This is a genomic window from Caulobacter sp. P4_E5, assembly GCF_056401555.1.
The window spans coordinates 1-19,419 of sequence record NZ_JBFUJD010000055.1; the positions used below are offsets into that span (position 1 = coordinate 1).

The 19,419-nt window shown below is 69.4% G+C and carries 16 protein-coding genes and 2 pseudogenes; 4 read left to right on the forward strand and 14 right to left on the reverse strand.

The genetic code is table 11. The features are described 5' to 3' along the window. Positions 1-2,070 (forward strand): carboxyl transferase domain-containing protein (locus AC1DSO_RS16425; protein WP_477069839.1); only part of this gene is annotated, 2,070 nt, incomplete at its 5' end. Positions 2,071-2,098: 28 nt separating this feature from the next. Here AC1DSO_RS16425 and AC1DSO_RS16430 read toward each other — a convergent pair. Then, positions 2,099-2,467: a VanZ family protein gene (locus AC1DSO_RS16430; RefSeq protein WP_477069840.1), complete on the reverse strand. Its 369-nt coding sequence runs from the start codon at positions 2,465-2,467 to the stop codon at positions 2,099-2,101. 154 nt (positions 2,468-2,621) lie between these two features. After that, complete coding sequence (gene serA / locus AC1DSO_RS16435; RefSeq protein ID WP_477069841.1) at positions 2,622-4,199, reverse strand: phosphoglycerate dehydrogenase; 1,578 nt, start codon at positions 4,197-4,199, stop codon at positions 2,622-2,624. 20 nt (positions 4,200-4,219) lie between these two features. Here serA and AC1DSO_RS16440 point away from each other — a divergent pair. Further along, positions 4,220-4,285 (forward strand): annotated as a pseudogene (locus tag AC1DSO_RS16440) (hypothetical protein); the annotation flags it as partial. Positions 4,286-4,352: 67 nt separating this feature from the next. On the opposite strand, the gene AC1DSO_RS16445 reads toward AC1DSO_RS16440, so the two are convergent. The 3 genes from AC1DSO_RS16445 to AC1DSO_RS16455 form a co-directional block, all read right to left on the reverse strand. Further along, positions 4,353-5,528 carry a phosphoserine transaminase gene (locus AC1DSO_RS16445; RefSeq protein WP_477069842.1) on the reverse strand — a complete coding sequence of 392 codons (1,176 nt, stop codon included), beginning with the start codon at positions 5,526-5,528 and terminating at the stop codon, positions 4,353-4,355. A gap of 135 nt (positions 5,529-5,663) precedes the next feature. Continuing rightward, the gene (locus AC1DSO_RS16450) at positions 5,664-6,095 is read right to left on the reverse strand and encodes a hypothetical protein (protein WP_477069843.1); all 432 of its coding nucleotides are present in this window, start codon (positions 6,093-6,095) and stop codon (positions 5,664-5,666) included. A 69-nt stretch (positions 6,096-6,164) separates the two neighbouring features. Continuing rightward, a complete protein-coding gene (locus tag AC1DSO_RS16455; RefSeq protein ID WP_477069844.1) occupies positions 6,165-6,497 on the reverse strand; it encodes a hypothetical protein in 333 nt (110 codons plus the stop codon). Positions 6,498-6,578: 81 nt separating this feature from the next. On the opposite strand from AC1DSO_RS16455, the pseudogene AC1DSO_RS16460 reads away from it, so the two are divergent. Continuing rightward, positions 6,579-8,559: pseudogene (locus AC1DSO_RS16460) on the forward strand (ATP-binding protein). A 148-nt stretch (positions 8,560-8,707) separates the two neighbouring features. Beyond that, the gene (locus AC1DSO_RS16465) at positions 8,708-9,088 is read left to right on the forward strand and encodes a hypothetical protein (protein WP_477069845.1); all 381 of its coding nucleotides are present in this window, start codon (positions 8,708-8,710) and stop codon (positions 9,086-9,088) included. A 6-nt stretch (positions 9,089-9,094) separates the two neighbouring features. Here the strand turns inward: AC1DSO_RS16465 and AC1DSO_RS16470 are convergent, their stop codons facing one another. From AC1DSO_RS16470 to ybgF, 9 genes are all read right to left on the reverse strand, one after another. Then, positions 9,095-9,916, reverse strand: a complete 822-nt coding sequence (locus AC1DSO_RS16470) for a PhzF family phenazine biosynthesis protein (RefSeq protein WP_477069846.1) — start codon at positions 9,914-9,916, stop codon at positions 9,095-9,097. A gap of 256 nt (positions 9,917-10,172) precedes the next feature. Next, positions 10,173-10,757: a nucleotidyltransferase family protein gene (locus AC1DSO_RS16475; protein ID WP_477069847.1), complete on the reverse strand. Its 585-nt coding sequence runs from the start codon at positions 10,755-10,757 to the stop codon at positions 10,173-10,175. After that, positions 10,754-11,557 (reverse strand): bifunctional hydroxymethylpyrimidine kinase/phosphomethylpyrimidine kinase, encoded by an 804-nt coding sequence (gene thiD, locus AC1DSO_RS16480; protein ID WP_477069848.1) that lies wholly within the window; start codon positions 11,555-11,557, stop codon positions 10,754-10,756. The genes AC1DSO_RS16475 and thiD overlap by 4 nt, the downstream gene beginning before the upstream one ends. 150 nt (positions 11,558-11,707) lie before the next feature. Further along, positions 11,708-12,061, reverse strand: coding sequence for a response regulator (locus tag AC1DSO_RS16485; RefSeq protein ID WP_047403689.1), 354 nt, complete (start codon positions 12,059-12,061; stop codon positions 11,708-11,710). A gap of 82 nt (positions 12,062-12,143) precedes the next feature. Continuing rightward, entirely contained in the window at positions 12,144-12,980 is an 837-nt protein-coding gene (gene folP, locus AC1DSO_RS16490; RefSeq protein WP_477069849.1) for a dihydropteroate synthase, read from the reverse strand. Between the two features lie 10 nt (positions 12,981-12,990). Then, on the reverse strand, positions 12,991-15,021 hold the full coding sequence (locus AC1DSO_RS16495; RefSeq protein WP_477069872.1) for a hybrid sensor histidine kinase/response regulator: 2,031 nt from the start codon (positions 15,019-15,021) through the stop codon (positions 12,991-12,993). Between the two features lie 312 nt (positions 15,022-15,333). Beyond that, the gene (ftsH, locus tag AC1DSO_RS16500) at positions 15,334-17,214 is read right to left on the reverse strand and encodes an ATP-dependent zinc metalloprotease FtsH (RefSeq protein ID WP_477069850.1); all 1,881 of its coding nucleotides are present in this window, start codon (positions 17,212-17,214) and stop codon (positions 15,334-15,336) included. A gap of 76 nt (positions 17,215-17,290) precedes the next feature. Beyond that, on the reverse strand, positions 17,291-18,526 hold the full coding sequence (gene tilS, locus AC1DSO_RS16505; RefSeq protein ID WP_477069851.1) for a tRNA lysidine(34) synthetase TilS: 1,236 nt from the start codon (positions 18,524-18,526) through the stop codon (positions 17,291-17,293). Then, entirely contained in the window at positions 18,517-19,371 is an 855-nt protein-coding gene (gene ybgF / locus AC1DSO_RS16510) for a tol-pal system protein YbgF (protein ID WP_477069852.1), read from the reverse strand. Before ybgF ends, tilS begins: the two co-directional genes overlap by 10 nt. Between the last annotated feature and the right edge of the window lie 48 nt (positions 19,372-19,419).

Here is a 19,419-nt window from a genome sequence, read left to right on the forward strand (position 1 = left end):
GCCTATGACAGTCTGCTGGCCAAGGTGATCGCGCGCGGACGGACCGCGACCGAGGCGACCGCCCGGCTGGACCGGGCGCTGGCGGAGTTCACGATCGGCGGCGTGGCGACGACCGCCCCGCTGGTCCGGGCGATCCTGGCCGCCGCACCGGAGGCCCCGACCACCCGCTTCATCGAGGACCACGCCGCCGCCTTGGTCGCGGGGCTGGCCTCGCCTTCGGAGGGCGCCGCCCGAACGTTCGAAACCCTGGACAGCGCGATCGCCGTCGCCGCGCCGCTCTCCGCCACGGTCGGCGCGATCGCGGTGACCGAAGGCGACCTCGTCCGGCCCGGCCAGGCCCTGGCGGTGCTGGAGGCGATGAAGATGGAGCACCTGGTCCACGCCGAGGCGGGCRGCCGGGTGCTGAAGATCGCCGCCGAGCCGGGCGCCGCCGTCGCCGAGGGCCAGCCGCTGATGTTCCTGGAGCCGGTCGAACTGGAGGGCGCGGCGGTCGCGGAGGCCGCCGCCGAAGACCTCGACGCGATCCGCCCCGACCTGGCCGAGGTGATCGCCCGCCACCGCTTCACCCTGGACGAGGCTCGCCCCGACGCGGTCGCCAAGCGTCGCAAGACCGGCCACCGCACGGCGCGGGAGAACATCGACGACCTGGTCGATCCCGGCAGCTTCCTGGAATACGGCGCCCTGGCCATCGCGGCCCAGAAGCGGCGGCGCTCGACCGACGACCTGATCGTCAGCACGCCGGCCGACGGCCTGATCACCGGGGTCGGAACCGTCAACGGCGCCCTTTTCCCGCCGGACAAGGCGCGGACGGCGGCCTTGGCCTACGACTTCACGGTCCTGGCCGGCACGCAGGGGGCGATGAACCACAAGAAGTCCGACCGGCTGATGGCGGTGATCGCCGACCAGCGCCTGCCGGTCGTCTGGTTCGCGGAAGGCGGCGGCGGCCGGCCCGGCGACACCGACACCACGGCGGTGGCGGGCCTGGACGTGCCGACGTTCAGGAGCTTCGCCCAGCTGTCGGGCCTGGTCCCCAAGATCGCCATCGTCGCCGGCCGTTGCTTCGCCGGCAACGCGGCCATTGCCGGCCTCTCGGAGATCATCATCGCCACCCGCGACAGCAACCTGGGCATGGGCGGGCCGGCGATGATCGCCGGCGGCGGGCTGGGCGTGTTCCGGCCCGAGGAAATCGGCCCCTCGGCCCACCAGTGGAAGAACGGGGTCATCGACATCCTGGCCGACGACGAGGCCCACGCGACGCGGCTGGCCAAGCAGGCCCTGTCCTATTTCCAGGGGGCGCTGGCGTCCTGGACCGTCGCGGACCAGCGCCGCCTGCGGGGCGCCGTCCCCGAGAACCGCCTGCGGGTCTATGACGTGCGGGCGCTGATCGCCGGCCTGGTCGACGAGGGGTCGTTCCTGGAGCTGCGCGGCGGCTTCGCGGCCGGCATGGTCACCGGCCTGGTCCGGATCGAGGGTCGGCCGATGGGGCTGATCGCCAACGATCCCAAACATCTGGGCGGGGCCATCGACTGCGCGGGGGCCGAGAAGGCGGCGCGGTTCCTGCAGCTTTGCGACGCCTTCGCCCTGCCGGTGCTGAGCCTGTGCGACACCCCCGGCTTCATGGTCGGCCCGGCCAGCGAGGACGCCGCCGCCGTGCGCCGGGTCAGCCGCCAGTTCATCGCCGGCGCCAAGCTGCGCTCGCCCCTGTTCACGGTGGTGACCCGCAAGGGCTATGGGCTCGGGGCGCAAGCCATGGCCGGCGGAAGCTTCCACTCGCCGGCCTTCATCGCCGCCTGGCCGACCGGCGAGTTCGGCGGCATGGGCCTGGAGGGCGCGGTCCAGCTGGGCTACCGCAAGGAGCTGGAGGCGCAGACCGATCCGGTGAAGCAGAAGGCGCTGTACGACCAGCTGGTCGCGCGGCTGTACGCGGCGGGCAAGGCGACCAGCATGGCCGCCGCGCTGGAGATCGACGCGGTCATCGACCCGGCCGACACCCGGCGGTGGATCGTGGGCGGCCTGGACGCGGCGGCGGGAATGAACCGACCGTGGGAGATCCGGGTGGACAGCTTCTAGGGAGCAGCCGACCTACAAACCCGCTCCCTTAGTCTTCCCTATTCAGCCATTGCGTCACGAGGATCGGACCGAAGAAGAAGCCGACGCCCAGGGTGTCGGCGACCACGTCGAAGGCGTCGGCGTCGCGGCCGACGATCGGCAGGCCCTGCAGGATCTCGATGGCGACCCCGAAGGCCAGCAGCACGGTCCCGATCTTCCAGGGCCGGCTCTTGGGCAGAGCGACCGTGGCCAGGAAGGTCAGGCCATAGAAGACGATGAAGTGCTTGGCCTTGTCCCACGGGATCAGGCCGGCGGTGTCGTCGCCAGGCGCCAGGGCCGCGTACAGCGTGAAGATCGAGGCGGCGACGAAGACCAGGAAACCCGGCCAGCTGATCTTGCGGGGACGAAGCAGGGACATTGACCGCCTTTGACTTCCCTCTCCCCTTGCGGGAGAGGGTGGCCCGAAGGGCCGGATGAGGGGTCGCGCCGCCCTATCCGGACACGACGATCGACCCCTCATCCGTCATCCTTCGGATGACACCTTCTCCCGCAAGGGGAGAAGGGTTCCAAACCTAGAACGTCAGCGCGCGCGCTTCCTTCACGTGCGGCAGAGCCTGGATCTTGGCCAGCAGGGCCGCGCTCGGCGCCTGGTCGACGCCGACCAGGGCGATGGCGTCCTCGTCCGCCGACAGGCGGCCCAGGTTGAAGGTGGCGATATTGACGCCCGCCTCGCCCAGCAGCATGCCCAGCGCGCCGATGAAGCCCGGCTTGTCCAGGTTGTTGATGTACAGCATGGCCGGCGAGAAGCCCGCGTCCAGCTCCATGCCCTTGACCTCGACGATGCGCGGGGCGCCGGCGATCACCGTGCCGGCGAAGGCGCGCTTGCCCTTTTCGGTGGTGATGGTGACGCGCATCAGGCTGTCATAGGTGGGGCTGACTTCCTGGCGGCTCTCCGAGACGGTGATGCCGCGCTCCTTGGCCACGGCCGGCGCGGAGACCATGTTGATCTCGGCCAGCATCGGCTTGAGAATCCCGGCCAGGGCGGCCGAGGTCATCGGCTTGACGTTCAGGTTCGACACTTCGCCCTCGAAGGCGATGTCGATGGTCTTGATGCCGAAGTCGACCATCTGGCCGGCCAGGGCGCCGATCTTCTCGGCCAGGGCCACGAAGGGCTTCAGCTTGGGGGCTTCTTCCGCGGTGATCGACGGGCTGTTGAGGGCGTTGGTGACGGCGCCGGTCAGCAGGTAGTCGCTCATCTGCTCGGCGACCTGCAGGGCGACGTTCTCCTGGGCCTCGTTGGTGCTGGCGCCCAGGTGCGGGGTGGCCACCACGCGGTCCGAGCCGAACAGCGGGTTTTCCTTGGCCGGCTCGGTGACGAACACGTCAAAGCCGGCGCCGCCGACATGGYCGTCGTCCAGCAGCTTGCGCAGGGCCACTTCGTCGACCAGGCCGCCGCGGGCGCAGTTGACGATCAGCACGCCCTTCTTGGTCTTGGCCAGGTTCTCGGCCGACAGGATATTGCGGGTCTTGTCGGTCAGCGGCGTATGCAGGGTGATGACGTCGGCGCGGGCCAGCAGCTCTTCCAGCTCGACCTTCTCGACGCCCATCTCGATGGCGCGCTCGGGGCTCAGGAACGGGTCGTAGGCCACGACCTTCATCTTCAGGCCCAGGGCGCGGTCGGCGACGATGCCGCCGATGTTGCCGGCCCCGATCAGGCCCAGGGTCTTGGCGTAGAGCTCCACGCCCATGAAGCGGTTCTTCTCCCACTTGCCGGCCTGGGTCGAGGCGTCGGCGGCGGGCAGCTGGCGAGCCAGGGCGAACATCATGGCGATGGCGTGCTCGGCCGTGGTGATCGAGTTGCCGAACGGGGTGTTCATCACCACCACGCCCTTGGCGGTGGCGGCGGGGATGTCGACATTGTCGACGCCGATGCCGGCCCGGGCGATGACCTGCAGCTTGTGAGCGGCGGCGATCACGTCCTTGTCGAGCTTGGCGCCCGAGCGGATGGCGATGCCGTCATAGTCGCCGATCACGGCGATCAGCTCGTCCTTGGACAGGCCGGTCTTGATGTCGAAGTCGACGCCGCGGTTCTTGAAGATGTCGACGGCGGCGGGGCTGAGCTTGTCAGCGATGAGGACGCGGGGAGCCATGGTGATGTTCCTTGCGGAGAATGTCTGGGAAGAGCCCCCTCCACCGCCGTTCGGCGGTCCCCCTCCCCCGGAGGGGGAGGAAGGGTTTCAACGCGCCCTTCTTCCCCCTTCGGGGGAGGAGCGCGCAGCGCGGAGGGGGCCAGTACTAAAGGCTTAAGCGGCGGCCAGTTCGGCCAAGACGGTGGCGTAGGCCCAGTCGAGCCACGGGGTCAGGGCTTCCAGGTCGGAAGCCTCCACCGTGGCGCCGCACCAGATGCGCAGACCGGCCGGGGCGTCGCGATAGCCGCCGATGTCGAGGGCCGCGCCCTCCTTCTCGAGCAGGCTGGCCAGCTTCTTGGCGAAGTCGGCCTGAGCGTCTTCCGGCAGGGCCGTGATCTTGGGATCGACCACCTTCAGGCACACCGAAGTATTGGAGCGGATCTCCGGCGTGGCCGCCAGGAAGTCCACCCACGAGGTCTTGGCGACCCAGTCGGCCAGAACGGCCAGGTTCTGGTCGGCGCGGCCCTGCATGGCTTCCAGCCCGCCGATCGACGAGGCCCACTTCAGGGCGTCCAGCGCATCCTCGACGCACAGCATCGACGGCGTGTTGATCGTCGCGCCTTCGAAGATGTCGGCGGCGATCTTGCCGGCCTTGGTCATCCGGAACAGCTTCGGCATCGGCCAGGGCGGCGTGTAGCTTTCCAGGCGGGCCACGGCGCGCGGCGACAGGATCAGGATCCCGTGCGCGCCCTCGCCGCCCAGCGCCTTCTGCCAGGAGAAGGTCACGACATCCAGCTTGGCCCAGTCCAGATCCTGGGCGAAGGCGGCGCTGGTGGCGTCGCAGATGGTGATCCCTTCACGGTCGGCCGAGATGAAGTCGGCGTTGGGCACGCGCACGCCCGAGGTCGTGCCGTTCCAGGTGAAGACCAGGTCCTTGGCCGGATCGACCTTGGAGGTGTCGGGCAGCTGGCCGTACGGGGCGCTGAGCACCTCGACGTCGGGCAGCTTCAGTTGCTTGGTGACGTCGGTGACCCAGTCCTTGCCGAAGGACTCGAAGGCCAGCAGTTGCACCGGGCGGCCGCCCAGCATCGACCACATCGCCATCTCGACGGCGCCGGTGTCCGAGCCGGCGACGATGCCGATCAGGAAGTCGGCCGGAACTTCCAGAACTTCGCGCGTCTGGTCGATGGCGGCCTTCAGGCGCGCCTTGCCCAGCTTCGACCGGTGCGAACGGCCGAGAACGGCATTCTGGAGATTTTGGGGGGTCCAGCCGGGCCTTTTGGCGCACGGGCCGGAAGAGAACTCGGGACGCGCCGGGCGGATCGCCGGCTTGGCGAGGGTCGTAGTCACTGCGATGTCTCCCATCCTTGCAGATGGACTGCGCCCCGTTGGGGGGGCGTGGCCCGCCGGCGAAGAACCGCGTTTCGGAGCGGATTGCAAGGAGGGATTTTGCGAGGGAGCGAACGAATCGTCCGATCGCGGCAATTATTTTGCGGCCGAACGACGCTTGCGCCAGGCCAGCAACGTGCCGAGCGCCAAGCTGCACAGGACGCCGAGGCTAACCAGGTTGTTCACCATGACGTAGATGTTGTCGTAGCGCTTGTCGGTCACGAGATAGTAGGCGTGCAGGCTGAACTGGACGGCCTGCAACAGGACGGCCGCGCCCAACCAGGCGGCGGCGTAACGTAAGGCCAGCAGCAATAGGCCGAGCGCGAGAACGCCGTCGAGAGCCAAATATCCGAGCTTCGCCGATGATTTATCGAGGAACAGCGCCGGCAACACCGTCAGCACCGACGTCACGATCACGAGCAAGGCCGCTTGACGCTCCGCCCGGCCGCCGAGACGCCACGCCATGAAGCATACGCCGAGGGTTAGCACCCAACCGAGCAGGACGACGATTTGCATATGCGTATGCATGACTTGGGCCTCTAACCGAAATTAGAGGCCCAAGGTATTAAACTATTGCAATGTGTTCCTGGGCACACTTCAGACAGCGATGTGAAGGCCCATCGGTTGCGACTCAACGGCTTCTTCCTTGAGCCAGCCGCTCATCTTGGTGCGAATGCCGATCCGGAGCCGCGTCTCGTCCAGCTCCTTGTGGGCGCCGATCACCGCCGTACGCGCTTCGGCCAGGGCCTGGACGGCCTCGGCGAGCTTGGCGCTCGCGCCGTGGGCGACAGTCGCCGACAGGTTCAGGTCCTTACGGGCCTGAATGAGTTCGGCCATCATCTCGGTGACTTCCACCATCGCCGCGTCCACCGCCGCTTCGGTCGCGTACAGCTTGTTGGCCACACGCTTCGCTACAAAAACCTTTTCCACGCCCGCCTCCGTTAACGAAACACTAAGGATAAAGGTAAATAGATTGTTAAAGCAAAAGCAATCCAGAAATGTGCGTTAGCGTTGTTTTGTCGCGTCACTCTCGCTCGCCTTGGAAGCGAAAAGTTAGGAACCTTGCGTCACACTGTCGCGACGATTGAATTCCTGGACGTCGATGAGCGACAGTCACAACAACAACGCGAGTAGTGCGCCTACACACGCACCGCTACAGGCGCGCATCGCTGGCGTGGCCTTGGCCACGACCGTGCTGGCCCTTGTGGCTGCTTGCCTTTGCTTCATGCTGCAGCAGTGGAGCGTGGCGCGACAGGAAGCCCGCGCCAACCACGAGATCCTGGCGCAGATGGCCGCCGCCGGCGCCGCCGCGCCGCTGGCCGACCACAACATGGTCGGCGTCTACCGAGCGCTGGAGGCCGTGGCCAAGGCGCCCAACGTGGCGGCCGTGCGCATCATCGACAACCGGGGTCGGGCCGTGGCCCAGCTGGGCGCGGCCAACCCGACCGACGCCGACACCCTCACCCGGCCAATCAAGCTCTCCTCGCAGAAGGTCGGCACCCTGGTGCTGGTCGCCCAACATCCGGGCCTGGGCCAAACCCTGGCCCGCGACCTGGCCCTGACCGGCGCCCTGTTCTTCGGCGCCGCCGGCCTGGCCATCCTGCTGGCCAACAGCCTGGCGCGCCGCCTGGCCCGGCCGATGGAGCGCCTGTCCGAAGCCATGCACGAGACCGCCGTCGGCGGCCGGTTCAGGGCGGTCGAGCAGACGGCCGACGACGACGTGTTCCGCAGCCTGACCGACAGCTTCAACCACCTGGTGTCGCGGCTGCAGACCAACGACCACGACCTGCGCGGCGCCATGGCCGAACTGGTCAAGGCCCGCGACGACGCCAACGCCGCCAACGTGCTGAAGTCGCATTTCCTGGCCAATATGAGCCACGAGATCCGCACCCCGCTGAACGGCGTCTTGGCCATGGCCGAGGTCATGGCCATGGACAACCTGGCCCCCGCCCAGCGCGAGCGCCTGTCGGTGATCCGCGAGTCCGGCGCGGTGCTGCTGGGCGTGCTCAACGACGTCTTGGACCTGTCCAAGATCGAGGCCGGCCGCCTGGAGATCCAGGATCGCCCGTTCGACATCGCTCAGCTGGCCCAGACGATCCGCGAGATCTACGCGCCCCAGGCCCGCGACAAGGGCCTGGCCTTCGAGGTCGCCGTGGCCCCCGAGGCCCAGGGCCTGTGGCGCGGCGACGTCGACCGCCTGCGCCAGATCCTGGGCAACCTGATCGCCAACGCCCTGAAGTTCACTCTGGAAGGCGCCGTCGCCATCCGCTTCGCCTCGGCCGAGGACGGTTCGGGCTTGCGGATCGACGTGGCCGACACCGGCATCGGCGTCTCGCCCGACATCCTGCCGCGTCTGTTCGACAAGTTCGTCCAGGCCGACAGCTCGACCACCCGCCGCTTCGGCGGCTCGGGCCTGGGCTTGGCCATCTGCCGCGAGCTGTCGACCCTGATGGGCGGCTCGATCAAGGTGCAAAGCCGCGAGGGCCGCGGCTCGACCTTCACGGTGCTGGTCAGCCTGCCGCGCGAGGAGACGCCGGTCGACATCCACTATGTCGACGACGACCACGCGCTGATCGAACAGCCCACCGACGCGAGTTGCCTGCGCGTGCTGGCCGCCGACGACAACCCGACCAACCAGAAGGTCGTCGAGGCCGTGCTGGCGCCGCTGAACGCCGAGGTCGTGCTGGTCTCCGACGGCGCGGCGTGCGTCCAGGCCTGGAAGGCCGCCAAGTTCGACATCGTGCTGATGGATATCCACATGCCCGGCATGGACGGCGTCGAGGCCGCCCGGGCGATCCGCGCGCTGGAAGCCTCCGAGGGCCGCCAACGCACCCCGATCGTTGCGGTCACGGCCAACGCCCTGGCCCACCAGGTCGAGGGTTATCTGGCCGCCGGCATGGACGGCCACGTCGCCAAGCCGATCGAGGTGACCAAGCTCTACGCCGCCATCGAGCAAGCCGTGGCCGCCGCGCGCCTGGCCCAGGCGGCCTGAACCGCGCGCCTTCGGTCGCTGCGCTTCGGTCGGAACATGAACACAACATAACGAGCGGCTCAGAACCGCTTCAGACGCCGTGTGGTTCTCTGACCTCAACGTCGCTTCCCCCTTCGGGCGACGGAGATGTTCAAGAGGAACCGAACCGATGAAGAAGATCCTGATCTCGATCGCCGCGGTCTCGGCCCTGGCGGCCGCCACCGTCCCCGCCGTGGCCTCGGCCCAATCGATCAACCAGCGCCAAGACCAGCTGGAACGCCGTATCGACATCGGCCTGCGCAACGGCTCGCTGACCCGTGGCGAAGCCTACCGCCTGCGCGCCGAGCTGCGTGACGCCTCCCGTCTGGAGTCGCGCTATCGCCGCGGCGGCCTGAGCGGCTGGGAACGCGCCGACCTCGACCGTCGCTTCGATCGCATCAACGCTCAGATCCGCTATGAGCGCCACGATCGCGACTACGGCTATGGTTACGGCCACGATCGCGATCGCGATCGCGATCGCGACCATCGCGACGACCGTCCGCGCTGGTAACCTAAACTAGGCCGGCTCCACCCGGAGCCGGCTCTCCAACACCGTGAAGCCGCGGCCGCGCAACAGAACGCGCGCGCCGCGGTTTTCGCATTCCAGGTCCCCGCCCCGGCCAGGATAGGCCTGGTGGAACTTCAGGACGTCCGCGCCCAGCTTGTCGCCGTACAGCGGCATCAGGATGCAGTGGGCCGAGCCGGTGGTCGGGTCCTCGGGGATGCCGAAGCCCGGCGCGAAGAAACGGCTGACCACGGCATAGGGCCTATCCGGATCGGCCAGGGCGACGACCACCGTCTGGCCCGGGCCGCCGGTCGCCTCGCCGCCGATCTTGTTCAAGGCCGCCAGGTCCGGCTTCAGCCCGCGCACAGCCGCCTCGTCGGCCAGCACGGCGATCAGATAGGCCCCGGCCCAGACCTCGATCGGCTCCGCGCCCAGCGCCTCGGCCAGGCCCTGCGGGATTTCGGTGCGACGCGGCGGGTCGGCGGGAAAGTCCATCTCCAGGCGCTCGCCGGCCCGTCTTACCGTCAGCGGACCCGCCAGAGTGTCGAACGTCAGCAGCGGGACGTCGACGTTCAGCTCCGTGAACAACATGTGGGCCGCCGCCAGGGTGGCGTGGCCGCACAGCGGGGCCTCCACGGCGGGCGTGAACCAGCGCAGGCCAAAGCGCGCCGGGTCGTTCGTCTTCAGCAGATAGGCCGTCTCGGCCTGGTTGTTCTCGGCCGCCAGGGCTTGCATCCAGGCGTCGGAAGGCCACGCCGCGAAGGGCTCGACCACACAGGCCGGATTGCCCTTGAACGGGCCGCTGGCGAAGGCGTCGATGGTCCACTGGCGCATGGGGCGATCTCCCGAAACCGATGGACATCGCTGTTATGCGCGGCCGGGACGGCGGGCAAAGGCTTTATTGTCCCGGTGACAATTGAGCTTCGGGAACACTCAGATCAGCAGCTCAAATCCCGTGTCATCCCGGAAGCCTCGCAGAGGCTGTCCGGGACCCAGGGGCCAAGCCCAGAGCGGTCGCCCCTGGGTCCCGGCCCTCCGCTTCGCTGCGGCCGGGATGACACTGTAAAGTGAGCGTCTCGGCCGGGCGCTCCTACCCCTCGATCGTGATCTCCGGCCAGCGGGCCTTGGCCGAGCCGGTTGTGCGCTCCCAGCCGCCCGCGCCCTTGATCCTCAGGGGATTGGGCCGCAGGCGCAGGGCGAACAGGTCTTCCAGGCCGAACGGCGCCCAGACCCGCAGGACGTCGTCCTTGTCCAGCCGGACCCCGACGCAGAAGGCGGTGGCCACGAAGCGCTTCAGGGCCGCGGCGCTGTCCTCCAGCGGCGGATAGGGCTCGTCGGCGCCGAACTTCTTCTCGAACCACAGATGCACCCGGGCCTGGTTGCGCACCTCGACCAGCTCGCGCAGCGGCGGCTCGAAGGCGGCGGCGACACGCTGGATGACCACGTCCTCGGCCTCGTACGAGGTGTCGCTGTCGTCGTGATAGGCGACGTCGTAGTCCTTGATGCCATAGGCCAGGTCGCGGCCGGTCAGGTGGTTGAAGACCGGCTGATAGACGGCGCCCGAGAAGATCATCCAGTCGGGCAGGTCCAGGTCGCGGACAGTCTCCAGCACCCGCCAAGTCGTGGGGGTGGCGCGAACGATCTCGACGAGCCGCTGTTCCAGGTCTTGGGTCATTTACGCAGCATCCAGCCGTGGTCGAGGGGGCCGTGGCCCGCGCCGAAGCCCGGCGCGCGCAGCATGGCCTCGTGGACATAGTTCCAGGCCCGGGCCACGGCCTGCTCCAGCGGCAGCCCCTGGGCCAGGCCCGTGGCGCACGCGCTGGCCAGGGTGCAGCCGGTGCCGTGGGTGTGGCGGGTGTCGATCCGCTCGCCCTCGAAGCTGGTCTCGCCATCGGCGGTCATCAGCACGTCGACGACCCGCTCGCCGGCGATGTGGCCGCCCTTCATCAGCACGGCCTTTGCGCCCAGGGCCAGCAGCGCCTCGCCGGCCCGCCGCAAGTCGTCGGTGGTCTCGACCACCAGGCCGGTGAGCGCGGCGGCCTCGGGGGCGTTCGGCGTCAGCAGGGCCGCGCGCGGGATCATCAGGCTCTTGACCGCCCCGATCGCGGCGGCGGCCAGCAGGGACGCCCCGCCCTTGGCGACCATCACCGGGTCAATGACGGCGGGGACCTGTCCCGCATGATCGATCGCGGCCGCCACGGTCTCGACCACGGCCGCGTCGCCCAGCATGCCGGTCTTGATCGCGTCGGCGCCGATGTCGTCCAGCACGGCCCGGGCCTGGGCGGCGATCACGTCCAGCGGGATCGGGTGGACGCCGGTGACGCCCAAGGTGTTCTGCACCGTCACCGCGGTGATGGCGGTGGCCGCGTAGCCGCCCAGGGCGGTGATGGTCTTGATGTCGGCCTGGATCCCCGCGCCGCCACCGGAATCGGAACCGGCGATGACGAGGACGCGACCTTGGAAGGTGTAGGGCATGGCAGGTGTTTAGGCGGGAATCGGGGAGATGGGGAGAGGCCCCCTCCGCGCTTCGCGCTCCTCCCCCAGAGGGGGAAGAAGGGCGCCCAGCCTTCCGCCCCCTCSGGGGGCGGACGACCGCGAAGCGGTCAGGTGGGGGCCAGTAGGCCCCTAGGCCGCCTGCATCGCATGCTGCCACGCACCGGCCAGCACGCCGGGCAGGATCGGCTTCTGCACCACCATGTCGCTGTTCTGGTCGGACAGGGCCGTGGCGTGGCCGGTGACATAGACGACCGGGATCGGGCCCAGGTGCGCCATGATCATCTTCACCGCCTCGACCCCGGTCCCACCGACGATGCGGTAGTCGGCGGTGATCAGGTCGGGCTTGCGCAGCAGGGCGCGGTCGAGCGCCTCCAGCGGGCTCTCGGCGATGTCGACGCTGTCGAAGCCTTGCTTCTTCAGCAGATCCTCGATCTCCAGGGCGATCAGGATCTCGTCTTCGATGATCAAAGCGTGCTTGCGCATGGTTCACGAGCTTTCGGAAAGCCGTCCACGAACGATTAAGCCGAGCGATTCCACCCGTCGCAAGCCAGGCCGCGATTCTGTCTCACCCCGGACGCGCCGCGCCCCTCCCGCCATCGGTGATGGCGGCCTGGACATCCAGGGCCTGGACCGTCTCGCGCACGTCATGGACCCGCACCGCCGCCACCCCCGCCGCCGCGCCCGCCAGATGCGCCGCCAGCGAGCCGCCCAGGCGGTCGGTCGCCTCGCCGGCCGAAGGATCCAGGCCGGCGATGAACCGCTTGCGGCTGGCCCCCAGCAGGACCGGATAGCCCAAGGCCACGAAGCGCGGCAGGGCGGCCAGCAGGGCCAGGTTGTGGGCCAGCGTCTTGCCGAAGCCGATCCCGGGATCCAGCCAGATCTTCTCCTTGGCGACGCCGGCGGCCATGGCCGTGAAGGCCCGGGCCAGCAGGAAGGCCTCGACCTCGGCGACGACGTCGTCGTAGCGCGGCGTGTCCTGCATGGTCCCCGGCTGGCCCAGCATGTGCATCAGCACCACCTCGCAGCCCAGCTCGGCGGCGACCTCGGGCGCGTTGGGCGAGACCCGCAGGGCGGTCACGTCGTTCCAGATCGTCGCCCCGGCCTTGACCGCCGGGCGGGCGACCGCCGGCTTCATGGTGTCGATCGAGATCGGGATGTCGCTGGCCGCGCGGATGGCCTCGATCAGCGGAACGACCCGCAGGATCTCGTCGAACTCCGAGACCGGCGTCGCGCCCGGGCGGGTGCTCTCCCCGCCGACGTCCAGGATGTCGGCGCCCTGGGCGATCAGCCGGCGGGCGTGCTCAAGCCCGTCGGCGGTCGACAAGAACTGGCCGCCGTCCGAGAAGCTGTCGGGCGTGACGTTGACGATCCCCATCACGCGGGGGCGGCGGATATTGGCCATGCGTCGGGTTCTACCCCTCGCGCAGCATCCGGTCGACCCGGCCGGCCAGGTCGGCCACCGCGAAGGGCTTGGTCAGCACCTCCATGCCGGGCTCGATGTGGCCGTGGTTGAGGACGGCGTTCTCCGCATAGCCGGTGATGAACAGCACCTTCAGGGCGGGCCGCAGGGCGCGGGCCCCGTCGGCGACCTGCCGGCCGTTCAGGCCCCCGGGCAGGCCGACGTCGGTGATCAGCAGGTCGATGGCGTCGTTCGACTGCAGCATTCGCAGGCCGGTCGCGCCGTCCGGGGCCTCCAGGCACGCATAGCCCAGCTCGCCCAGGGCGTCGGAGACCAGCATCCGCACGGTCGGCTCGTCGTCGACGACCAGCACCGTCTTGCCCGCGTTCGCGGCCGGCGGCGTCAAGGCCAGTTCGAGGGTCTCGGCCCCCTCCTCCTCGCCCAGATAGCGTGGGAGATGAAGGCAGACCGTCGTGCCCTGGTCGACCTCGGAATAGATCCGGACATAGCCGTTCGACTGGCGGGCGAAGCCATAGACCATCGACAGGCCCAGACCCGTGCCCTGGCCGATCGGCTTGGTGGTGAAGAACGGATCGAACACCCGCGTCAGTGTCGCCTTGTCGATCCCGCCGCCGGTGTCGCTGACGCAGACCGAAACATATTGGCCGGACTCCAGTCCCTGGTCGCGCGCCGCCCGGGCGTCGAGCCAGCGGTTGCCGGTCTCGATCGTGATCCTGCCTCCGTCGGGCATCGCGTCGCGGGCGTTGATACAGAGGTTCAGCAGGGCGTTTTCCAGCTGGTTGGCGTCGACCAGCGTCGGCCACAGGCCGGTGGCGGCGACCATCTCGACCTGGATTTCGGGTCCGACCGTCCGGCGGACCAGCTCGACGAAATCGCCCATCAGCCGGTTGATGACCAACGGCCGCGGGGCCAGGGTCTGGCGGCGCGAGAAGGCCAGCAGGCGGTGGGTCAGGGCGGCCGCCCGCCGCGCCGCGCCCTGGCCGGCCGCCAGGTAGCGATCGACCTCGCCGCCGCGCCCCTGGGCCAGCCGCGCGTCGATCATTTCGAAGGCGCCCGAAATCCCGGCGAGCAGGTTGTTGAAGTCGTGGGCCAGGCCGCCCGTCAGCTGGCCGACGGCCTCCATCTTCTGGGCCTGGCGAAGGGCCTCCTCGGTCCGCTCACGCTCGGCCAGGGCCTCGGCCACCCGGGCCTCCAGCGTCTCGTTCAGATGCCGCAGCTCGGCCTCGGCCCGCTTGCGGGCGGTGACGTCCTGGAACAGCACGGCCACCTGGCGCAGCTCCGGCGGTTCGATGCGGAAGGCGGCCAGCTCCAGGTGTCGGCCGGTGGCCACCAGCTCTTGCTCGAACCGCAGCGGCTCGCCGGTGCGCAGCACCGCGCCGTAGCGCTCGATCCAGGCGTCCGCCTCGGCCGGGACCAGATCGCGCACCTTCTGGCCGACGACGTTGGGGAGTCCAGTATGGCGCTCGAAGGCCTGGTTGGCCATGACGTGGACGTAGTCGCTGAGCGGGCCGAACGGGCCGTCCACGAACTCGATGACGCAGAAACCCTCGTCCATCGACTCGAACAGGGCGCGATAGCGGCGCTCGTCCTCGTGTTGGGCCTGCTCGCGGCGGACGCGCTCGGTGATGTCGTTGCAGAGGACGTGGACGCCGGCGACCGCGCCGGCCTCATCGCGCACCGGCGCGAACATCAGGTTGCACCAGGCCGCCTCGCCGTCGGGGCGGGAGAAGGCGACACGCTCCTGGACCACGCTCTCGCCAGCCTGGGCCTGGGCCAGCAGCGACACGCCGGCGGCGATCGGGAACACGGCCTCGAACGAGGCGCCCAGGGCGGCGGCGTTGGCGGCCAGCAGCGACCGCGCCGCGTCGTTGTGCAGGACCAGGGCTTCCGGTCCCCAGGCCAGGAAGGACGGGATCGGCGAGGCCAGCATCAGGCCGGCGGCGACCTTCAGGGCGGCGGGCCAGGCCTCGGGCGGCCCCAGCGCCGAGCCGATCCAGTCACGATCCGCCACCGCCGCGCCCATATCGCCAAGCCCGGCCAGGAAGGCTGGGATCGTGGGTGGGGCGCGCCGCGAGCCGGGGAGCGCGTCGTTGGCGGTCACGGTTTCCAAATAACAAAGCCCCCGGCGCACATCGGCGGCCCGTACGAACGGCCTGTTCCGTGACGAGGTCGCTTCCCCGTCGTCTAGAAAAGGCGCGATCGGCGTTCGCGGTTCCATGTCGCTGGACGATGACAGGGAGCCGATGCCCCGTTCCGGAGCCAGAAAAAAAGCCGGCCCCGCGAGGGACCGGCTTCGTTCTTGGTCTGAAGCGGCCCGGGGGCCGCGCCAGTTACACTAGGCGGTGACGCTGGCGCCCGCGCCGGGAGACAGCGGCACCAGGGACGGCGCGATGACCGTTTCCTTGGTCTCTTCCTCGTCGCGCTTGGGGGCCACGCCCTTCAGCACGCCGTTGATCTCTTCGCCCGACAGAGTTTCGTATTCCAGCAGAGCCTTGCCCAGGGTGTGCAGGTCCTCGATCTTCTCGGTCAGGATGCGGCGGGCCTCGTCCAGGCCGTACTGCACCAGGCGCTTGACCTCGCTGTCGATCACCCGGGCGGTCTCTTCCGAGACGTTCTGGGTGCGCGCCACCGAGTGGCCCAGGAACACCTCGTCCTGGTTGTCGCCATAGGAGACCGTGCCCAGCAGGTCGGAATAGCCCCAACGGGTGACCATGTTGCGGGCCAGGTCGGTGGCGGCCTTGATGTCGCTCGAGGCGCCCGAGGTGATGTTCTCCTTGCCGAAGATGATCTCCTCGGCCACCCGGCCGCCCATCATGATGGCCAGGCGGCTGGTCATCTGCTGGTACTTCATCGAGTAGCGGTCGCCTTCCGGCAGCTGCATGACCATGCCCAGGGCCCGGCCGCGCGGCACGATGGTGGCCTTGTGCACCGGGTCGGCCAGCGGGACGTTCAGGGCCACGATGGCGTGACCGCCCTCGTGATAGGCCGTCAGCTTCTTCTCTTCCTCGTTCATGGCCATCGACCGGCGCTCGGCGCCCATCATGACCTTGTCCTTGGCCTGCTCGAAGTCGCTCATGGTGACCATGCGGCGGTTCTTGCGGGCGGCCAGCAGGGCGCCCTCGTTGACCAGGTTGGCCAGGTCCGCGCCTGAGAAGCCGGGGGTGCCGCGCGCCAGGGTCTTGACGTCGACGTCGGCGGCCAGCGGCACGTTCTTCATGTGCACGCGGATGATCTTCTCGCGGCCGGCCACGTCCGGATTGGGCACCACGACCTGGCGGTCGAAACGGCCCGGACGCAGCAGGGCCGGGTCCAGCACGTCGGGACGGTTGGTGGCGGCGATCAGGATGATGCCTTCGTTGGCTTCGAAGCCGTCCATCTCGACCAGCAGCTGGTTGAGGGTCTGCTCGCGCTCGTCGTTGCCGCCGCCCAGGCCGGCGCCGCGATGGCGGCCGACGGCGTCGATTTCGTCGATGAAGATGATGCAGGGAGCGTTCTTCTTGGCCTGTTCGAACATGTCGCGCACGCGGCTGGCGCCGACGCCGACGAACATTTCCACGAAGTCCGAGCCCGAGATGGTGAAGAACGGCACGCCGGCCTCACCCGCGACGGCGCGGGCGATCAAGGTCTTGCCGGTGCCGGGAGGGCCGACCAGCAGCGCGCCCTTGGGGATCTTGCCGCCCAGGCGCTGGAACTTGGCCGGATCTTTCAGGAAGTCGACGACCTCCTGCAGCTCTTCCTTGGCCTCGTCGACGCCCGCGACGTCCTCGAAGGTGATGCGGTTCTTGTTCTCGGTCAGCAGCCGGGCCTTGGACTTGCCAAAGCCCATGGCGCCCTTCGCCCCGCCCTGCATCTGGCGCATGAAGAACAGCCACACGCCCACGACCAGCAGGATCGGCAGCAGCTGGACCAGGATGGCCAGGAAGCTTATCGAGCCGCTCTTGAACTTCACGTCGGCGTTCTTGGCCACCATGCGGTTGACCAGCTCGTCGGAGTTCGTCGGCGCATTGACCGTCAACACCTTGTTGTCGGCGGTCTTGGCGACGACCGTCTGGCCCGCGATCTCGGCCGACTTGATCCGGCCGGCGTCGACGTCCTTGAGGAGCTGCGAATAGCTGACTTCGCCGCTGTTCTTGGTGCGCGCGTTCTGGCTGACGACAAATACGCCCGCCAGCACCGCGACGATCACCAGCCAGATGGMCAGGTTCCTGAAATTCATACGCTTCGTCTTCCCAACGATAGGTCTTGACCCAACAAGATAAGGGGTCGCGAGCACGAACGCCACGCGCGTGACATCAAGTCACGGATTCTTGGTCGTAAAGACCAATCGCGGCCTTGAAACGATCCAGGATGAGCGGGCGGGCGCGCCCTCCTCCTTCGACTGCAAGGTCCGGGCCGTCAAGCGGAGCAAGAGCGGGCGCCGCGCCATGCCGCAGGAGCAGCGGCAAGCTTGGCCGAGCGGCCACCGGAGCCTCCGCCAGGCGGGCGCGCTGCTCCGCGGACAGGCTGGACGCCCTGCCCTTCAAGGCCATGACCGTCAACGGAGCCTCGTCCGCCGTGACTTCCCAGCGCCCGTCCCAGACCCCGGTCTCGCCGGGCGCGAGATCCAACGGCGCGAGGCCGCCCCGCGCGCTTTCGCCAGCGTCGCGGCAGATCAGCACCTCTGCCCCCTCCTCGCCCCGGGCCTCGACCCGGGCCCCGGCCAAGGTGGCGGTGAAGGCCTCGCCCGACCGCAGGCGCCGGACCAGGCGCGACAAGCGCTCGCCGCGCGGCGGCCGCGTGGTTCCGGCCGCGCACAGCAAGGCGGCGGCCAGATGGGCGGCGGCGGCGGCGCGGGACAGGCGGATCGTTCCCGCCGCGTCGATCGTGAAGGCCGGCAGCGCCGGGGGCGAGGGCTCGATCGCGAGGATCTCTTTGGCCCCCGTCGCCCGAGCCCGCGCGCGGGCGTAGCGGAGGTCAGTGTTGGCGGGGTCGTCCAGCCAGGTCTCGCCCCGGGCGGCCAGGGCCTGGCGGATCTCCGCGCGGCTCAGGGACAGCAACGGCCGCAGCAGAAAGACGCCCCGCCCCTCCGGCCAGACCGGCGACGGCGCCCATTCGCGCGGATCGGAGACGCTCGAACCCTCGGCCCGCATCGCCGCGCCTTCGGCCAGGTCGCTGGCGGTGTGGCCCAACAGCAGGACCTTGGCCCCGGCCTCGCGCGCGGCGCTGGCCAGCAGGGCGTGGCGGGCCAGGCGAGCGGCGGCGGGCAGGCCGGCCGACGGCTTGTCGCCGGTCCAGGTCAGAGCATGGGCCTCGGCCCCCAGCGCCCGCGCCTTGGCGACCGCCTCGGCGGTCCAGCGCGCGCTGTCGAGCTGCAGTTGGTGATCGACGGTCAAGGCCAGCACGGGCCGGCTGTGCGCTCGCGCCCACGCCAGCACCGTCTTCAGCAGGAACAAGGAATCGCCGCCGCCCGAGAAGCCGACCGCGAGCGGGGCGGCGGATAGAGGATCGAGCCGCCGGCCAAGGGCGGCTCGGACCTCGTCTAGGCGCACTTGGCCGCGACGCGGGTCGAGGCCGCGCGCGAGACCACCGCGGCCGGGGCCTTGGGATAGCGCTTCGACAGCTCGTCCAGGGTGCGGCAGGCTTCGGCGGTCTTCTTCATGGCCACCATCGAGCGGGCCAGCTTCAGGGTGGCGTCGGGGCCCCAGCTCGTCTGCGGCCAGCCACGGATCGCGCCGATATAGGCCCCGGCCGCGTCGGTATAGGCCTCGCGCACGAACAGGGTCTCGCCCAGCCAGTAGCGGGCCTCGGGCGCCTTGGCGTTGTCCGGATAGTTGGCGACATAGGCCGAGAACGCCTGCTCGGCATTGGCGTAGTCGCCGGCCAGCAGCAGATCCTTGGCCTGTTTGAACGCCACGGCCGGTTCGGCCGGCGGCGCGGGCGGCGGCGGAGTCCCGTCGGCGGGCGCGGCGGCCACTTGGGCGGCGGCGGCGGTCTGCAAGTCGGCCAGGGTCTTTTCGACGGCGGCCAGGCGCTGCTCCAGAGAGTCGGCCCGGGCCTTCTGATCGGCGGCGGTGCGGCGGGCCTGGTCGAGGTCGTGGGTCACGCCCTCGTTCTGGCCGTTCAACTTGGTCAGCGTCTGTTCCAGGTCGCCGACCCGCTCATTGAGCGCCGCGATCTGGGCGTCGGTCTCGGCCGGCTGGACCACCACGGGCTTGCCGGTGTCGCGGCCCTGGAAGACGATCGCGCGCAGCTCGCGCACCACCTTCTCCATCCGCTCCACGCGCTTGGCCGAGCGGTCGTCGAGCGGATCGGCGGGCGGCAGCGGGGTCTGGGCCACGGCCACGGCGGCAGACGAGGCGAACAGGACGGCGAGCAGGGCGGATTTCAGCTTCATGATCGTCATCTACCGATAGGACGCGGACAAAACTAGGGCGGCTTCCCG